The organism is Spartinivicinus marinus (assembly GCF_026309355.1).
GTDB classification, from domain to species: Bacteria; Pseudomonadota; Gammaproteobacteria; order Pseudomonadales; family Zooshikellaceae; genus Spartinivicinus; species Spartinivicinus marinus.
On the sequence record NZ_JAPJZK010000001.1, the window covers coordinates 4,030,380 to 4,050,966 of the forward strand.

A 20,587-nucleotide genomic window follows, 5' to 3' on the forward strand; every position below is an offset into this window, starting at 1 on the left:
TAGCCTTCTCATAGAAGGCATAGTATTGATATACCTTTAGCTGGTAATAAAAAGGTTATTTTGAAATTAAAAAAATGCAGGGTATAGCTCCATTTTAAAACCTGTTGTAGTGCTAAATTAAAAATCAAGGAAACGAAATGGTTGCTCGTATTAACTTACATCTATCTCAAGAAGAAATATTTTTTGATCAGGTTAAAAACCCTAAAACCACCCAGTGGAATATAGGTAATAATATTAAAATAACTGGTTTTCTTGATGTTGAAGTATTTATAGAGGCATTAAATTTAGCTGTTGATAATTTAGATTTATTTCAGCTTAAAGTTAATGAGCATGAAGGAGTACCTTACTTATATAAAAAACATGAAAATAATAAAAGCTATATAAGACAATTAGACTTTAGTGGTAAAGCGCAATCTTCAGAACAGGCTAGAGCATTTATTAAAGATAAGTTTGATACCACTTTTGATCTATTTTCAGGAAAGCTTTTTGAATTTTATTTATTAAAGATAACCAACACGGAGTATTGGTGGTGTTCACGCTTTCATCATATTTTAATTGATGGATTTGGTATATCTCTATTTTGCAAAATAACGGCGAAGCTGTATACCTCTATTATTGAAGGTAAATCCACTGATTGGCTGCAACAAACTATACCTAACTATCTGGATGCAATTAAACACTCTCGCCACTACTTTAACTCGGAACAGTATAAAGAAGACTCTGATTATTGGATGAGAAAGTTTGATAAGCTTCCTGACAGCTTGCTTTCTCGCAAAAAGCACCACAAAGAGTTTCGTAGCGAAACCATTGATATTGATCTATCTGAGTCAATAAGAAATCAACTTCAGCAGCTTGTAAATAACCACAAAAGCAGTTTATTGCAACTTACTATAGCAGCATTGAGCATCTATTTTACTAATGCAGAAGGGAAGCAAGCGCCTGTGTTTGGAATTCCTCTGCATAATCGCTTGAGTAAACAGCAGTTACAAACAGTGGGGATGTTTACTTCCTTAGTGCCCTTTTGCTCAAAAACTAATAAATCACAAACAGTGCAATCTTTATTAGCAGATATAAAAGTTATTAGGAAACAAGACTATTCTCATCAAAGTTTCCCTCTTGCTCATCTGAAAAGGTTGTTAGCAGAAAAATTTAGTCAAAGCCCTGAGTTTTTTGATGTTGCGGTTAACTATGGCAAGTTTGATTATCAGTTAGAGTTAAATGGGCTGAAATATTCAATAGAACAAATTATAAGCCGACAGAAGCCGCTACCTCTTCATGTTTTTTGGTGTGACTTCGGTGAGCATCAATCTTTAACGTTGAAAATTATCTACCGGGATGACTACCTGGACAAGCAGGAAGCTACACTTTTTGCTAATAGACTTATTCATATACTACAACAGTTTAAGAGTAATATTGATTGCCTCATTAATGATATTGAAATTATTAACCCCGTCGAACAAGCGCTTATTCAATCATGGGCCAGCTCTAAGCAAAGTGCTACTCAAGATAGTGATGAGCTAAATCAGCAGACAATTCATCAGTTATTTGAAGATCAGGTAAACTGTCATTCTGATGCTGTTGCAGTAGTTTTTGGACAACAGCAGTTAACTTATCAGGCACTTAATTATAAAGCTAATCAGTTAGCTCATTATTTACGAGAACAAGGTGTTAAACCAGATACTTTGGTTGGGCTGTGTGTCGAGCGTTCTATCGAGATGGTCATTGGTATGCTTGCCATCATTAAGGCAGGAGGTGCATATTTGCCGATAGATCCAAGCTATCCCAAGGAGCGACAAGCTTATCTATTAGACGATAGTAAGCCTCTATTGTTACTAACACAAAAAGCGTTGTTAACAGAGCTGCCAGATTATAGTGGTAATATTACCTGTATTGACTCAGACTGGGTAGATATTCAATGCTATCCTCAGCAGAATCTATCTGTTAGCGGCAGCTTAAGTAACCTAGCTTATGTTATTTACACCTCTGGCTCTACCGGTAAACCTAAAGGTGTAGCTATTGAGCAGTCAGGTATTATACGGCTGGTAAAAAACACCAATTATATTTCACTATCTTCTGCAGATATTATTGCTCAAGCATCTAACCATTCTTTTGATGCGGCCACCTTTGAAATCTGGGGTGCACTATTGAATGGTGCTAAATTAGTTTGCATTAATAAAGCGGTGTTATTAGTGCCAGAAGCACTGAAAGAGCAATTGCATCGCGATAAAATAACCACAATTTTTATGACAACAGCACTTTTTAATGCTGTTGCTGAGCAACTGCCGGATACATTTAAACCATTAACAAATGTGTTATTTGGAGGGGAGTCTGCTTCACCAAACTATATTAATCGAGTTTTAAAGGCTGGTAAGCCCAGGCACTTACTCAATGTATATGGACCTACAGAAAACACCACTTTTAGTACTTGGTATGAAATACAGTCCCAACAGAACTCATACCCTATTGGTATCCCTTTAAGCAATTCAAGTGCTTATGTTGTTAGCTCAAAAAACAATTTATGCCCTGTTGGAGTTGCTGGTGAGTTACTGGTAGGTGGGGTAGGGGTAGCTAGAGGTTATTTAAATAGGGTTGAGTTAACAGCTGAAAAATTTATTGCTAACCCATTTAGTCCAGAATCTAAGAGCAGGCTTTATCGCACGGGTGATTTAGTTCGCTGGTTGTCAGATGGTAATCTAGAGTTTTTAGGGCGTATTGATAATCAAGTAAAACTGCGTGGATTTCGAATTGAACTAGGTGAAATAGAAACGCTATTAGAGCAGCATGAACAAGTAACTGAAGCGGTTGTTATAATACGAGAAGATCAACCAGAGGATAAACGCTTGGTTGCTTATGTAGTTACAGCAATTGAAGCAAATAAAAACACTACAATACTCGAAAATGAGTTGCTTCAGTATCTAGCAGGTCAACTGCCAGAGTATATGGTACCTATGGCTATTACCCAGCTATCAGTACTGCCTTTAACAGAAAATGGCAAGGTTGATTATCGAGCACTTCCCAAGCCTAATTATAGTCAGGCTAGTGATATAAGTATGCCAACCAGTCCTATTGAGAAATCACTTGCATCAATCTGGCAACAACTGCTGGGTATTGGGCGACAGCTTAGTCTACATGATCATTTTTTTAATTTAGGAGGACATTCATTATCAGCTGCAAAACTAGCTAGCCAAGTACGCCAGCAGTTTAAAGTTGATATTGGTATTGATATTGTATTTGCTCAGCCAACGCTTGGTGCATTAGCTAATGTGATAGCAAAGTCAAAAGCGACTGAGTTACCACAGATTCATCCTACTGACCGTACTAAGCCTTTACCTTTATCTTACGCCCAGCAACGTTTGTGGTTTGTTGACCAAATGGAAGAAAACAGTCAGCAATATCATATACCAGTGACATATCATTTATCAGGTAGCCTTGATATTAATGCATTGTCTGAGGCGTTTAACCAATTATTTAGACGTCACGAATCGTTAAGAACAGTTTTTCAGTTAAATTCAGGAGAAGCTCAGCAAATTATTAAGCCGTTGCCAAAGAACTGGCAGATAGCTGTGACTGATTTGCGTGATAAAAATATAGAAGAGCAACATCAACAAATACATAGCTTAAACCAACAGCTACATAAAATACCATTTGATTTAAGCCATGACTTAATGCTGCGTGCCCATTTGATCAGACTGCAGGATTATGAGGCTCAGCTATTAATTACAATGCATCATATTGCTGCGGATGGTTGGTCAGTAGAAATTTTAGTTAATGAGTTAAATCAACTTTATAGTGAAGTGGTTGCTAAGCATCTACCTAAACTAGCAGAATTATCCATTCAATATGGTGATTATGCAGTATGGCAGAAAAACTGGCTACGAGGTGAAGTACTTGAAAAAGAGTTGGCTTATTGGCAACAGCAACTAGCAGGGGCTCCTGAAGTACATAATTTGCCTTTAGATAAGCCTCGACCAGTTATTCAACAATATCAGGGTAAGCGAGTAAATTTAACTGTTCCTGCTAGTTTGACACAACAATTTGAAAGGATGTGTCAAAAGCAAGAAGCTACTTTATTTATGGGACTGCATGCGATCTTATCCATATTAATAAATCGCTATAGTGGAGACACAGATATTGTAATTGGCACTCCGGTGGCAAATCGGGAGCAAGCTGAAATTGCACCATTGATAGGTTTTTTTGTAAATACTTTAGTGTTAAGAGCTGATTTATCTGCTCAAATGAGTTTTAATCAGCTTTTAAATAAAATAAAACAAACAGCATTAGCTGCCTATGCTCATCAGCAAGTGCCTTTTGATAATATAGTAGAGCATTTACAACCTTCTCGTAGTTTAAGTTATCATCCTATTTTTCAAATTGTACTGGCTTTGCAAAATAATCAACAAGCAGAGTTACAGTTTCCAGGTATAAAATCTAAGCTGCTTAAACCTGAGTTATTCACTGCTAAATTTGACTTAATGCTTAATATTGAATCAAGTTCAGCAGGGTTTACTTTATGGTGGGAATATAATACAGCATTATTTAACCACGACTCTATTGAGCAGCTAGCAAGGCACTTTAACCAATTAATTGAGCAGGTAGTGTCAACGCCTGATTTGCCTTTTAAACAGCTATCTTTATTAACTAAAGATGAACGGCAGAGTTTATTAATTGACAGAAGTAATGTTCAGTCTAATTATCAAGGTAGCCAGACTATTCATCGACTATTTGAGTTACAGGCAGTAAAAGCACCAGATTCGATAGCTGTGATAAGTGAAGGGCAGCAACTAACGTACTATCAACTTAATCAGCAAGCAAATCAATTAGCTCACTTTCTTCAAGCTAAAGGTGTGAATACTGAAACTATCGTGGGATTATGTATTGATCGGTCTGCTGAAATGTTGGTAAGTATTTTAGCCATATTAAAAGCGGGTGGGGCTTACCTTCCTCTTGATCCTAGTTATCCTCAAGATCGCTTAACTTATATATTAGATGACAGTAAACCCTTATTACTAATTACACAAAGCAACTTATCAAGTAAATTACCTGAATATGATGGCTCGCTAATTTGTATCGATACGGATTGGCCGAAAATTCAAAATTACTCTGATCAAAATCTACCAGAGAAAACCAGTATCAACAAACTTGCTTATGTTATTTATACATCAGGTTCAACTGGTAGGCCAAAAGGTACCCTGGTTCCCCATAAGGGTATTGTGCGGTTAGTTGATAATAATCAGGTATTATCATTTTTATCAGCTACAACAGTCACTTTGCAAGCTGCTTCAATTGCCTTTGATGCAGCCACATTTGAAATATGGGGAGCTTTGTTAAATGGCGGGCAGGTAGTACTTTATGGTGAAGATACGGTTGATATCCAGTTACTAGAAACCACAATTAATCAGTACCAAATAAATACAGTTTGGTTAACAGCTGGCTTATTTGATCACTTTGTTCAGCAGTCAGTAACACCATTAAACTCATTACGATTTTTATTAGCTGGTGGTGATGTGGTTTCACCTGAGTCTGTTTATAAACTTTATCAGCAGCACTCTCATATTCAAGTGATAAATGGCTATGGCCCAACAGAAAATACCACATTTACGTGTTGCTATCCTATACCTCGCCACTTTAATCAGAGCCAAGCGTTACCGATTGGTAAGCCGATTGGTAGTACCCATTTGTATGTATTAAATGAAATGTTGGACTTACTACCGGTAGGCGCTATAGGAGAGCTGTATGTGGGTGGTGATGGTTTAGCAAAAGGCTACTTGAACCGGCCTGAACTAACGTCAAAACAGTTTATACCACACCCGTTTAGCTCTGAACCTAATGCTCGATTATATCGAACAGGGGATTTAGTGCGCTGGCTTCCAGATGGAAACTTAGCTTTTATCGGACGGGTAGATCATCAAGTTAAAATACGTGGTTTTCGGATTGAGCTAGGAGAAATAGAGGCATTAATTGCCACTCATGCACAGATACATGAAGTAGCCGTTATTGCCAGAGAAGATCAGCCAGGTGATAAACGACTGGTTGCCTATATAGTTGCAGAGCCAACGGCTAATTTTTCAATACTAAAAAATAGCCTAATGAAGCAGTTAGCGACTCAGTTACCTGAGTATATGGTACCTGCTGCATTGGTAGAGCTAACTGTCATGCCGCTAACAACAAATGGTAAAGTTGATCGCAAGGCTTTACCTAAGCCAGATTATCGTGAACACTCAGTGTTGATTGAGCCAGTCAGTCCACTACAAATAGCATTAGCTCAGCTTTGGCAGCAAATATTGGGGATAACAGATGGATTAAGTGTCACTGATAATTTCTTTTCCCTAGGAGGACATTCGTTATTAGCAGTAAAACTCATTGGAATAATTCGACAGCAATTTAATGTTGATATTAATGTAAGGGATATATTTACCGCTCCTACTTTGATTGGTTTGGCTGAGATTATTGAGAAATCAGGCAAAGTGGAGCAAACCACTATTACTGTGGCTGATCGCTCACTCCCCCTACCTTTATCTTATGCTCAACAGCGGCTATGGTTTATTGATCAAGTAGAAGAGGGCAGTGAGCAGTATCATATGCCTTATATATACCGGCTGGTTGGCTCTTTAAATAAAGAAGCATTATCACAAGCATTTAGAAAAATTTTATTACGTCATGAAAGTTTGAGAACAGCCTTTAAGTTGGTAGATGGGGAAGCACAACAATATATACAAAAGCTACCAGATAACTGGTGTATGGTTATTACCGATTTACGCAGCAACTCCAATAGCTACCAGCAAATGCAGCTTGATAAAATAAAGCAGCAAATACATAAAACACCTTATAACTTAAATCAGGATTTGATGTTACGTGTACACTTGGTTCAACTAAAGGATCAAGAGGCATTACTTTTGATGAATATGCACCATGTTGCTTCTGATGGTTGGTCAGTAGGGGTATTAATTAACGAGCTTAATGTACTGTATAACAATATTTGTCAAGGAAAAGCCATCGAAGCTAACCTCCCAGAGCTAACTATTCAATATGGTGATTATGCGGTTTGGCAACGAAACTGGTTACAAGGAGATGTTTTAGAGCAGCAGCTTGACTATTGGCAGCAACAGTTGTTGGGTATGCCTGAAGTACATAGTTTGCCATTGGATAAGCCCAGGCCAGCGATACAGCAATATCAGGGTGATCGACTGATTTGCGAAGTAGAGATAGATCAGATCAGGCGGCTTACTGCTTTATGTCAAGCCCAGGGGGCTACCCTGTTTATGGGGTTGCATGCAGTCTTGGCTATTTTAATGAATCGCCTGAGTGGAGAAACAGATATTGTTATTGGTACTCCAGTGGCTAATCGTGAACAAGCAGAGGTGACTTCACTAATTGGTTTCTTTGTAAATGCATTAGTATTGCGTAGTGATTTATCGAGTGAAACGAGCTTTAAATGTGTTTTAAAGCATTCGAAACAAACAGCGTTAGCCGCTTACTCTTACCAACAAGTACCTTTTGATCACTTGGTAGAGCGGTTACAACCTTCGCGTAGCTTGAGTTATCATCCTTTATTTCAAGTGATGCTGGCTCTGCAAAATAATGAGCAAGTTGCACCTGCTTTAGAATGTATCTCTGCGGAACTGCTAAAGCCTGATTTTCCTGTTGCTAAATTCGATTTAACATTAATTGCAGAAGAGCGAGAAAATAGTTTTGGTCTGACCTGGGAGTATAATACGGCTATATTTGAAGCTGAAACAATCACTCGGTTTGCTAAATATTTTAACCAGATATTAGAGCAGGCTATATTAACTCCTGATATACCAGTGACACAGCTGCCATTGTTATCAAAACAAGAAGCTAAACAATTATTAGCTAATTTTTCACCTACAACCAATGCTGTTATAAATGACAGTTGTATTCACCATCTATTTGAGCAACAAGCAGACAGCACACCTGAACAAACGGCAGTGATATTTGAATCCCAACAACTGAGTTATCGGCAGTTAAATGAAAGAGCCAACCAATTAGCATATTATTTGATTGATAAAGGGGTTACTCCAGGATCTTTTGTAGGAGTTTGCTTACCTCGTTCATTTGACTTAATTACTGCTATTTTAGGTATTTTAAAAGCTGGTGGTGTATATGTGCCCCTTGACCCTAACTACCCTTTAGATCGTTTGTCCTTCATGATTGAAGATAGTAAGGTAAAATTTGTCTTGATGAATAAAATGTTGACTGATACATCGCCATTGGATCAAATACAAATAAGCCAGTCCAATATTATTTATGTTGATGAGCCAGAGATAATTGAAAAGATTAATCAATACCCGGCTAATAATATACCAAACACGATCGTTAATATTGCTGGAGATGATCTAGCTTATATTATTTATACCTCTGGCTCTACAGGCAAGCCAAAGGGGGCATTGGTTAAACATCAAGGCTTAGTTAATATTTTACAAACTCAGCAGGATAAACTGCAATTATCACCTATTAGTCGAGTACTTCAGTTTGCGTCCATTAGTTTTGATGCGGCTACTTGGGAATGGAGTATGGCACTTACTTCTGGTGCTACACTATATTTATTCCCACAATCGATGATAGCATCATTAGAAACGATATCTGAGCAAGTGGCTCGTTTTGAACTAACACATGCATTATTACCACCTGCGGTACTGCCGCTATTAGATGAGAACAGCTGGCAATCAGTGAAATGTCTAATTATAGGAGGCGACAGCTGTCCACTGGGACTGGCTAATCAATGGGCGCAAAATAGAATATTGTTTAATGCTTATGGGCCTACTGAAGCAACTATTTGTGCCACCATTGCTAGAATCACTGAAAATAGTCCAATTGTCCATATTGGTAAACCATTTGTTGGAGTAGAAGCCTATGTGTTAGATAACAACCTTCAAGTAGCACCCGTTGGTGTACCAGGAGAGCTTTATATTGGAGGAATAGGGGTTGCTAAAGGTTATTTAAATAGACCTGAGCTAACTGCAGAGAAATTTATTGCCAACCCTTTTAGTCGCGATCCTGATGCTCGATTGTACGCAACAGGTGACTTAGTGCGCTGGTTGCCAGATGGTAATTTAGCTTTCATGGGTAGAATTGATCACCAGGTAAAAATACGCGGCTTTCGTATAGAGTTGGAAGAGATTGAAGCTCAGGTACTGAATTGTGACGGAGTAAAAGAAGCTGTAGTAATTGCTCGTGAAGATCAGCCTGGTGATAAACGACTGGTTGGGTATATAGTTGTTGATGAATATAGTAGTTTTACCATAATTAAGCCTGCAATATTACAACAATTAACTGAGCAGCTACCTGAATATATGATTCCTTCAGCATTGGTTGAAGTAATAGCACTGCCCTTGACTCCTAATGGAAAAGTGGACCGAAAAGCACTACCTAAACCAGTCTACCAGGCCGAATCGGCTATAGTTGATCCTGAATCTGAAGTAGAAGTTACACTAGCTGAATTATGGCAGAAGGTATTGGGGATTGACGATAAACTAAGCGTAAATGATAACTTTTTTGCATTAGGAGGGCATTCATTACTAGCTGTTCGTTTAAGTGGACTGATAAGACAGAAGTTTAATGTTGATATCAGTGTTAGAAATATTTTTACTGCACCTACAGTAGCAACACTTGCTAAGTGTATTGAACAGGCAAGAATAAGTGAGCAGCCTAAAATTGTTTCAGTAGACCGGTCAATCCCTCTTCCTCTTTCTTATGCACAACAGCGATTATGGTTTATCGATCAAATGGAAGAAGGGAGTCAACAGTATCATATACCTTTTATTTATCGATTAACCGGTAAGATTAATTACGAAGCTTTATCTCAGGTATTTATTAAGTTATTAATTCGTCATGAGAGCTTAAGAACCGTAATTAGATTACATGAAGGTAAAGCTGCACAGATGGTGCAACCACTACCAGCTGATTGGTTACTACCTGTTACTGATTTGAAACATTACCCTACTGAAAATCAACAAGAAAAAGTTAATGCTTTAAAACAGCATTTACATAAAACAAGGTTTGATTTAAGTCAGGATTTAATGCTTAGAGCACATCTTGTCGTGCTAGCGAGTGATGAAGCATTATTATTAGTGACTATGCATCATATTGCGTCTGATGGTTGGTCAGTGGGTATTTTAATTGATGAGTTAAATCAGCTGTATAATAGCCTCGTTATTGAAGATTCAACAAATTTACCTGAGCTTACAATACAATATGGGGACTATGCGGTTTGGCAAAGACAGTGGCTGCAAGGGGAAGTACTGGAGCGAGAGTTAGACTACTGGAAAAAACAATTAGCGGGTATTCCTGAAATACATAGCTTACCTTTGGATAAGCCTAGACCCGTTATTCAGCAGTTTAATGGTAAACATTATTTCTGTGAAATTGATTCTGAACTGGCAAAGCGATTCAAAACATTGTGCCAGACTCAGGGTGCTACATTGTTTATGGGGCTTCATGCTGTACTAGCTACTTTACTGAGCCGTTATAGCGGTGAGACAGATATTGTAATTGGTACACCTGTTGCCAATCGTGAGCAAGCAGAAATAGCTTCATTAATCGGCTTTTTTGTTAATACCTTAGTTTTACGTTGTGATTTATCTACTGAACTAAGCTTTAATGAATTACTAAATCAATGTAAACAGACGGCCTTAGCAGCCTATGCCCATCAACAAGTACCATTTGATCATTTGGTTGAAAGTTTACAGCCTGCCCGTAGTTTAAGCTATCACCCAGTTATTCAAGTAATGCTGGCATTACAGAATAACCAACGCAGTGACTTACAGTTTAGTGGATTGAGCATTGCCAGTGAACCGATGGAACTGACAGCATCACTGTTTGACTTAACCCTGAATGTGGTGGAAAGAGAAGGTAAATTCAGTTTGTGCTGGGAGTATAATACTGACTTGTTTTATGAATCAACTATAGAAAACATGGCCCGTCGTTTTGAAAAAATAATGACATTTGCTACTGCACGGCCAGGTCAGTCTGTATTTAAGTTGCCAATTTTAACAAACTTTGAGGAGCAACAGTTACTCAATATACATCAGCAGCAAACACTGTTAAATAATGATGAGCCTATTTGCATTCATCAGTTATTTGAACAAATAGCAAATCAGTATCCTGACACCACGGCTGTAGTGTATGGTAAGCAAAGTGTAAATTATGCTGTTTTAAATAAAATGGCGAATCGGCTGGCTCATTACCTAGTTGAACAGGGAGTTAAGCCTGATAATATAGTAGCAATTTGCCTTGAACGCTCAATTGATTTAATGATTGCTATTTTAGCAATTTTGAAGGCCGGCGGTGCTTATTTGCCGCTTGACCCAACCTATCCTGATGAGCGTTTAAACTATATGTTGGAGGACTCTGGTGTTAAACAATTGATTACTAATAAGTTGTTATTAGATAAACTGGATTGTCACCATCAACATGTAGTTTGTATTGATGAGCAGGATTTACAACAGCTGCTGGTAAACTATCCAGAAAATAATATTAATCCAGAAGCAATTAATCTAGCTAGTCACCATTTAGCCTATTTAATTTATACCTCAGGTTCTACTGGATTGCCGAAAGGTGTTATGGTTGAGCATCAATCGCTAGTTAATCATATTAATGTGGTGATTAAAGCTTACCAGGTAAGTCCAGAAGATAGAGTGTTACAGTTTTTTAATATTGGGTTTGATGCTGCAACTGAACAGTTTTTTGTTAGTTTTTTAGCTGGTGCCACTTTATATTTGCATGATAAAGGGTTAGTGACTGATAAGGAATTTGCAAAATTATTAATTGAAAGCCAGCTAACACATATTGATTTACCACCACTATATGCGAAAGAAGTATTATTACCTTATGTCAATGATACTGAGTTTTGGCAACAAGCTAAATTGCATTGTGTCATTGTAGGAGGTGATGTATTACCCGCAGATTTTGCCAAAGCATGGGCAACTAGTCTGGCTAATCAACATTGCCAATTAGTTAATATCTATGGTCCTACTGAAGCGACTATTGCATCTACTTATTATATTATCCCTGATAATATATCTTATAACTCAATTCCTATAGGCAGTAATACAGCAGGTTCTAAACTATATGTATTGGATCAATATCAGTCATTAGTTCCCGTTGGTGTTCCTGGTGAGTTATATATTGGCGGTGATGGGGTTGCAAGAGGGTATTTAGGACGTCCTGAATTAACAGCAGAAAAATTTATTGCAGATCCATATGCTGACCTTAAAAGCACTGGTGATGTTAAAATGTACCGCACTGGTGATAGAGTTCGGTGGCTTCCGGATGGTAATTTAGAGTTTTTAGGACGGATTGATAATCAAGTTAAAATTCGTGGTTATAGAATTGAGCTAGGTGAAATTGAGACACAACTGAATTTGCATGATTGGGTGTCTGATTCAGTAGTAGTTATTTATGGTAGTGATGGAGATGAAAAGAAAATTGTCGCTTACCTTGTTATAGGTAATGATAGTGATATTTGCCAGCAAATGTTACAAAGAGAGCTTGAGGCATATTTGAAGCAACGTTTGCCTGATTATATGGTACCAGTTTGCTTCATGGTAATTGACCAAATACCTTTAACACCCAATCAAAAGGTTAACCGAAAGGCATTACCAGAACCAGTATTCCACAGCAGTCAAGAAGCCATCGAAACGGCTGAAACAGATTTAGAGCAGCAGCTATTAGTTATTTGGCAGACTGTATTAGATGGTAATAAAGCTTTCGGTACTACAGATGACTTTTTTGCATTGGGTGGGCATTCGATTTTAGCTGTGCGCTTAGTTGCAGCAATTAATAAAGAGCTAGACTTTAAACTGAGTATTCAGCAATTATTTGCTAACCCAACGATTAGAGAGCTGGCCTATTTTATAGAAGGAAGTAAAAATAAGGAAATTGGCGCAGAGGCTAAAGTCAATCCACTTGAATACCGGCAAGTAATAATTGATGAGAATTTACTATCAGCGATCCCTGATTTTTCTCAACCATCAACAGACTTTAAAAGAGGATTTGACCATGTTCTGATAACTGGAGTAACAGGGTTTGTTGGAGCGTATTTGCTAAACAAAGCACTTACTCAATGGGCGAAAGCTGTCTGTTACTGCGTAGTAAGAGCTACGGATATTAATGAGGGATTTTTAAGAGTAAAACAAAACCTACAAAAATTTGGCTTATGGCAAGCCTCTTATAGTGATCGAATAATTGTCGTATTGGGTGATCTTAATCAGGAAAGATTAGGTATAGTAGATAGTTTATGGGAGTCATTAGCAGAAGCAATTGATCTTATTGTTCATAATGGTGCTTGGGTTAATCACTTGTTACCTTATCAACAGTTAAAAATGGCTAATGTAAATGCTACATTGTCATTAATTGAGCTAGCAAGTAAGGGGGGGGCAACTCGATTTGCCTATATATCAACAACTGGGATATTCAGTAGCCAACCAGGAAGAGATAACGTCACAGAAACAACCTCAACAGAAAGTGAAAGACAACTCGTTCATTCAGGTTATGGTGCTTCAAAATGGGTAGCAGAACGACTATTACTTGCTGCACAACAAAAAGGACTAGATTTATTTATTTTCAGATTGGGGCGAGTAGCTGCTGATAGTAATACAGGACAAGGTGCTCCAGACGATGTGATTGGCCGTTATTTGCGATCTTGTCTGATGTTAGGTATTTTTCCTGATAATTTATTTGAGGAACCATTAATTACTGTAGATACTGTTGCTGATGCAGTTATTAGAATGGTTGGGCAGCATTCACAAACCCTGAGAGTGTTCCATTTAATCGGTAGTCAAACGGTAGACTGGAATCAAGTATTAGCGAAAAATACAACACTAACACAGGTGAGTTGGCAGGAATGGCTTGCCACTGCAAAGTCTGTTGTCAATGAGAATAGCAACTTACCTGTTGCCCCTTATTTGCATGGTATTTTCGATAGTACAGCTAAAGTCGCTAGTTTTTCGATTGATCAGGAATTGACCGAAAAATCGTTGGGTAGTCAAAATATCACCCTTTCAAGGGTAACGGATAGTATGCTAAACCAATACTTAAGTCGATTGGCTGAAACAGTAGACATTGTATTAGAAGCGATTTAATTATTATCCAGAGCATAGGAGATTAATCTCCTATGCTCTTCGTAAGTGGCCTTTAGCGGGTGGCTTACTGATATCAGTAATTATGCGAGGTTCTGCTGGTATTCGATAGACAACTTCATCTAATGAAGTAATACCTGCTTTGGCTTTATCCATTGCATCAGAAAACAGAGGAGTCATTCCTTGCTGAATGGCATAGTGGTAAATTTCCATACCTGTATTTCCTTTTAAAATCATATCTCTAATGTATTCATCTACAATCAGTAATTCAAAGACACCAACTTGTCCATAATAGCCTCGTTGATTACATTTATCGCAACCGTTGGCTGTGAAATAACGACTACCACCTAGTTGGCTTTCTGATAATCCTAATATTTTTAATCGTTTCTTGCTTAAAGAATCACGTTTTTTACAATGAGGACATAAAACACGAATGAGTCGCTGTGCTAACACGACCTGCAATACATCAGAAAGAATAGATGCTGTAGCACCTAATGATAATAAGCGCGGTACAGCAAATGCTGAACAGGTGGCATGAAGCGTTGAGAAAATCAGATGACCAGTTGCAGCAGCCATAATAGCTGTTTCTGCAGATGCTTGGTCTAGAATTTCACCTAGTAAAATAATATCTGGGTCTTGTCGTAGAACATCTTCAAAAGCATCATCAAAACTGTAATTCTTGAAAAAATCCACATGAATTTGATTTATACCACGCATTTGATATTCAATTGGCGATTCTAAGGTCATTATCGAGCAGTCATCTCTATTTAAATATTCTAAGGCTGCATAGATAGTTGTAGTTTTTCCACTGCCTGTAGGCCCAACAACTAAGATAAGTCCTTGTTTTGAGTTTAAGTGAACAATGAGTTTATCATATTCTTCGTCACTCATGCCAAGGTCAGTTAAAGATAAAATACGTTTGTTTTTGTCTAGAAGCCGTAGTGCAAATCGTTCTCCATAGATACTAGGTACCGTTGCAATGCGAATGTCTACCCCTGTATCAACTACATTTTCATAGGTGAAGCTGCCATTTTGTGCTTGGGTTTTTAAGGTGGGCTGAAGTTTTGCCATTACTTTTAATCGATTAAAAAAACGGGATTGGATAATTTTAGGTAAATACCACTGAGTTGCTAGAATACCATCTTTTCTTAAGCGAACTTTTATTGCATCTTCATAAGGTTCAATATGAATATCAGTAGCACCTATATAAATAGCATAATCAAGTATTTTTTGAATTAAAATAGAAACACCTACTTCACCTGCCCTAGGGGCTTCAGTATGTTTAGTAAATAGGGAGATTTCTCGTTGTAACGCTTGACCCAGTGGTTCAGTCCAAATACTAACATAGGGTTCAATATCTTTTTTACCAGTCACTTCATCGATTGTATCTTCAATAACATCATTGAACTCTTTCCCTTCTGCATAAGGGTAATGTCTAACAATAGCTCGAAGAATGGTTTTAAAATAACAAACATGGCGCTTGATGGCTTTACCACAGTTCTTTTCCAACTCTTCGACCAGTTTATTATCGGTAGGGTTAGACATGGCAACATGGAGATGCTCATCTTCAAGACGAAAGGGAAAAACAATATACTTAAGTACTAATTCATTGGAAAATAAATTAAATAGCTCTTCTGGGATGGTACGCTGTGTAATCTCATAGAGAGGATCGGTTACAGGGTAGCCAGTCACTTCAGAAAGCACTTCGTTTAGCTGTTCAACTGTTAGTAAATTGAGATCATGAAGTACTTCATAGATCAAGTTGTCTGAATAGCTGGTAATGATTTTAGCCTGAATAAGTTTGGAGGGGGCAATCATATTGTTTTTTGTAATATAATCAATAACAGCTTGTTCTAATTCTTCATTAGTCATAGTACGATCCCCAACTACAAACTACTACTTATAAATTAAATAAAAGATAAGAGTAATTGAAAGATAGCATTGAATAATGAAACCCTCTATATTTTACCTTAATACTAAGGCCATATACTTGATCAACTCTCGCCATAGTTATATGTAACAGTTTTTTATACCCAATACGAATGGTTGTTAGATGCGGCCATCGAATGACGTGGCACCATGAGCCTATAAATATACTCTTCGCGAATGATCTTTAGGCTTTGTTACCATCACTAAGCACCAAGGATGGTGTGAATGCAGTTTATGCAGGAGCAATAAACTGTCTTCACCCCAGTCATTTAGTTTATCTAAACTCCTGGGGCTTCATCGCTCGGTGGCCTCGTCTAAATAATCCTGCGCTGTGAATAGATACCATTTTATTTTTACACCTAAAAATGATTCATGATGGGTATAGTTTTAGAAAGGTTATAGCTGTACTTCGTCAAGTAGTGAGGATACATTCAAGATAGTAGGTGACTCTACTTTACCACGAGAGGGAGTTATACCTTTAAGAAAATCAACTATTTGATTATTAATCATATTGGCTACTTTTACTTCGACTTGGCTAATATTATCAAATTTAACAAATGAAAAATAATGTAAATCATCAGTAACATTATCAGTTAACTCATTGGCATAAATTTTAAGTAAGCAACTATTGGTCGATAAGGTATCTTCTAACTCGGCAAAATTAAAATATTCGGTTGAAGGCAATACATCATCAGGGTTTAAATTAACAGGGTTTTGATTGATCGACTTACTGATTTTGACTTCTTCAAGAAGTTTAAGTGAAAATGTAATTGGAGGGTTGGTTGTTTCGTATTGACCATCTACAAAGTAGATAAAAATATGATAAGAATTAGTTGATACTCTCTCAAAACAAATATCGCTAGTGCTAAATAACTCATGTAGAGATTTTTTTATGGAGAATATTGCTAGCTTATTGATTATTTTTATGTTTTTTAGTAAGTAAAACTGCTTGTGCCAATAATCTATGAAATAATCGGTTTTGTAATGGTTATCCATATTTATAGCTGTACTCTACTAAGGAAGGAGAACCTGTCTAGCGAACATGTCCGCAACTGATAGCCGACGAAATATTCGGTCTGGAGTAACTGACCACTATATACACTATATAGTAGATTAGTAGTATGTTGGTTGTTAACACAAGATGAAAATACCAAATTTACAGTTGGAGAGGTTAAATATTGCTTTAATATTAGATGAAGCTTAATAGAGGGTGTTCTTAATAAAGTAGAAGTATAAGTGACATGGAAATCCACTTGTAATTTAATTGATATATAGATAAACTAACTTCTCGTTAATAAATGAGAAAAGTCAATAAGAGATTTTTTTGATATAAAGCTATAAAAATAAAAAAACATAAATAAGCTGTTTTGGATACAATAAATAAACTGCTACTAATATTTGAATAATGTCTGTGCTTAGCGAAAATACGTTCTAAAAAAAGAAAATCATTACATACGATGTTGTATCGTATATAAATGTTAAAAGGTATATGTCCATAATAAAGAAGTGTAAATTTATCGTAAGTGCCCATAAAACGTAGATTTTTAATGAGTGCTTGAGCCATGATTTTATATATTATTATGGTAAGTGGTTGTTTGCTTGGCTATATACTCTTCGCGAATGATTTTTAGGCTTTGTTACCATCGCTCTTCACCCCAGTCATTTAGTTTATCTAAACTCCTGGGGCTTCATCGCTCGGTGGCCTCGCCTAAATAATCCTTCGCTGTGAGTATACAGCACTTTATTTTTTTACACCTAAAAATGATTCATGATGGCTATTATATGTTCAGATGATGGTACAGATTGCCAAAAAACTATTTAGTAAAAACCATTTAGTAAAAAGTATTTTCAGCATAAGACATTAGAGGAGCTTTTAGTCTAAGACAGCTACTAGCAGGTGAGGAGTCACTATGAACTCAATATTTCGCCTGGATGGCTGTGCTGCCAACCGTTTGTTAAACCTGAATAGGAGTCAAGAAAATAAGCAAATAAATAAAGTTAATTCAGGCTTGTTACCCAGTACAAGCCTGAGCTCATCCACTTCAGATAGGCTAGCTTCACGACAGGCTTTAATATTATTTAAACGTCAGTTTAGTGAGTCATCAATTAAATACACAGAAGATTCATTATTTAACAGTGACGAATCAGTCTGTCTTCAGCAACCTATCCATACCATTAATCAAACTCCTGTATCCATTGTTGAATCTGCAGTTGGGTCACCTCCCGAGCCTGTTTTTAATTGGTTTGATCAACAAGGACATTTATCCAGTGAGCAATCCCTATATTTATTAAAGAATCTCCATAGGCAGTTGGAGGGATCGGTAGAAGCTACAAACACCAAGTTAGCGATACCATTAGTTAGTTTGCAATTACTTATTGAGCGTATTAGTTCGTCTTCTAATACTCATCTAGCACAGACAGAAGTCGAATCACTTTATCAGTTATTAGAAGAAGTAAGCCTAGTATTACCTAAGGGAGAGCTACATGAATTGACTCAACTCCTATCAGTTCAAGTTCGCTTGCAAGGGCTTTTAACTACTAGAGAAACGATTAAATCACAACTTTATCAACAATTAAAAAAGTTTGAACAGCCAGGTGCTAGCAGCCAGATACGTTTGTCATTACAGTTATCTGCCGGTGCAGGATTATTAGGGGTTAACTTTATTGATAGTAAACTTTCATTTAGGTTGGGATTTCAATTATTAACTGACGATGATAGTGGTATTCTTGAAATCCGTTCAGGTGGCATTGAATTAGGCATTCAAGTAGGTAGTAATATGCTAAAGGGGGTTGCAACGGGCTCTAAAGAAGTCGGCACAGTTTATAGTGATGGTTGTTTAACTGATTTTGTTAATCGTTATACAGATCATTTAATGGAAGCCTTACTAGTTACTGGTGTCAGTAAAAATAGTCGTCATATGGAAGGGTGGAAGCAGGAAAGAATATTTCAGAAAATTCAACAGCAAGCATTAACTAACCAGCACCGACTTAATAATTTATTATTAAAGCATGGATTTGCAAGTGAAGTAAAAACACATACAGCTCCAGCTAAACTAGTACCAGGAAAGTGTAAACTAGTGCAAGGAAAATTACATGCAGGTTTAAAGTTGTTTCAGCGAATCTTTCAAGGAAGCTATCAAAAAAGTCAGTTAAATATGGATATTATGAGTCGGCAACCATTATTAGATAGCTTAAAGCAAGAAAGTAGCCGTATTTATCGCTATAACCAGCAAACATATACGCCAAGTATTAATCGACTTGCTGAGTTGAGGCAGCAAAGTGTACATACTAGCTCACTCCCTGACTTAACCAAACAGGTAGTTGAGGAGTTAGAAGCTGAGTTTCTCCATTATAGCCAGCTAGTTCAATTCTGTGATTATGCAAAGCAACATCCTAAACAAATAAATAAACAGCAGCTTAGCCAAGCCAAGCAGATAAAAGCTTCTTTTGAGGCTGGCCGTGGTGTAAAAGGGCGCGGAGAGTTCACTAAAGCAGTGACCATTGCGTATGCAGCATTACATCAACTCTATATGACCAATGTTGCTGATGAGCAGCAAAACAAAAACCTGGCTTATTTTAGTCAATTTGAGGCAACCTTGAAGCGTCCATTATTTCACTTGGCTGAGAAAAGTTTCATTAATAAGCTGACTTTTGCTGTACGGAGTATATTAAAACGCACTTATGAAGGTGGTTCTCTACAAGTATCATTGCCTACAGAAAATGCAGCAATAGGTTTACACATCACTCATTTTAATACCAAAGAGCACCCTAATTATTACCGAAAAGGTCAGTATTTGGATATAACCATTGAGTTGAAGGGGCAATTGGGATTATCTGAGCTATTAACCATGATTGCATCGGAAAGAGCAGCATTTAGTAGCCTAAAAGATATATTGCAGCTGAATGATAATCAGGCTGAGCTTTCTACCGCTGCTATAACAGGGCAGCTAAAAGAAGTATTGAGTAATGTTGGTGATATTGGGCTTGATGGAAAAACCAGCTTGCATTTTCGCCTTAAGCAAATCAAGTTGGTAAACAAGTGGGTGTTACAATTTGTCAGGTTGGCTACCCATTCAGGACTTACCATCAAAAGCCCTGATGTTAACCTCCCGATATTACCAAGTATAAACAGTAGTATTGGTGCCAGTGTGAAGGCGTGTCAAACCACCATTCAAAAAGAGTGGCTGGGTAATAATACACTCAGTTATTTACTACCCATCCATAATACCCTGCAAGGTGCTAATCAGTCTGATCGTTGGAAACAATTTACTCACCAGCATGAGCATGCATTAAAAAAGCTGTTTAGTAATATGGCTAAAGAACATTCAGTAGTTAACTCAGAGATGACTGTTTTATTCGCACAAATTAATGATCAAGACTTGCAAGCAGAATTAAAGTTAGCACTATCTCATTATACGCGTAATAAAACAGCTGTTAATTTCCAAAAGCTCGTTTCAGTCTTCAATCAGTTTTTAGCTGCACAGTATTTGGTGTATCAAGTAGAAAGCCAGAAAGAAACTACAGATATATAAGTTGTTACTTCCAATGGTAAAGGAGCGCGA

At 37.2% G+C, this 20,587-nt stretch carries 4 protein-coding genes; 2 read left to right on the forward strand and 2 right to left on the reverse strand.

Annotation, left to right across the window (positions count from 1 at the left end):
- Window positions 1-137 precede the first annotated feature (137 nt).
- Complete coding sequence (locus OQE68_RS18385) at window positions 138-14,099, forward strand: non-ribosomal peptide synthetase (RefSeq protein WP_180568186.1); 13,962 nt, start codon at window positions 138-140, stop codon at window positions 14,097-14,099.
- Window positions 14,100-14,129: 30 nt separating this feature from the next.
- On the opposite strand, the gene OQE68_RS18390 is transcribed toward OQE68_RS18385, so the two are convergent.
- Window positions 14,130-15,968 (reverse strand): GspE/PulE family protein, encoded by a 1,839-nt coding sequence (locus OQE68_RS18390; protein WP_180568185.1) that lies wholly within the window; start codon window positions 15,966-15,968, stop codon window positions 14,130-14,132.
- Window positions 15,969-16,421: 453 nt separating this feature from the next.
- Window positions 16,422-17,021, reverse strand: coding sequence for a hypothetical protein (locus tag OQE68_RS18395; RefSeq protein ID WP_180568184.1), 600 nt, complete (start codon window positions 17,019-17,021; stop codon window positions 16,422-16,424).
- Window positions 17,022-17,935: 914 nt separating this feature from the next.
- On the opposite strand from OQE68_RS18395, the gene OQE68_RS18400 reads away from it, so the two are divergent.
- On the forward strand, window positions 17,936-20,557 hold the full coding sequence (locus OQE68_RS18400; RefSeq protein ID WP_180570389.1) for a hypothetical protein: 2,622 nt from the start codon (window positions 17,936-17,938) through the stop codon (window positions 20,555-20,557).
- The last annotated feature ends 30 nt before the right edge of the window (window positions 20,558-20,587 follow it).

Excerpts from the sequence above, each read along its gene's own strand:
- OQE68_RS18385 (WP_180568186.1), top strand. The coding sequence starts at position 138 with ATGGTTGCTCGTATTAACTTACATCTATCTCAAGAAGAAATATTTTTT.
- OQE68_RS18390 (WP_180568185.1), bottom strand. The coding sequence starts at position 15,968 with ATGACTAATGAAGAATTAGAACAAGCTGTTATTGATTATATTACAAAA.
- OQE68_RS18395 (WP_180568184.1), bottom strand. The coding sequence starts at position 17,021 with ATGGATAACCATTACAAAACCGATTATTTCATAGATTATTGGCACAAG.
- OQE68_RS18400 (WP_180570389.1), top strand. The coding sequence starts at position 17,936 with ATGAACTCAATATTTCGCCTGGATGGCTGTGCTGCCAACCGTTTGTTA.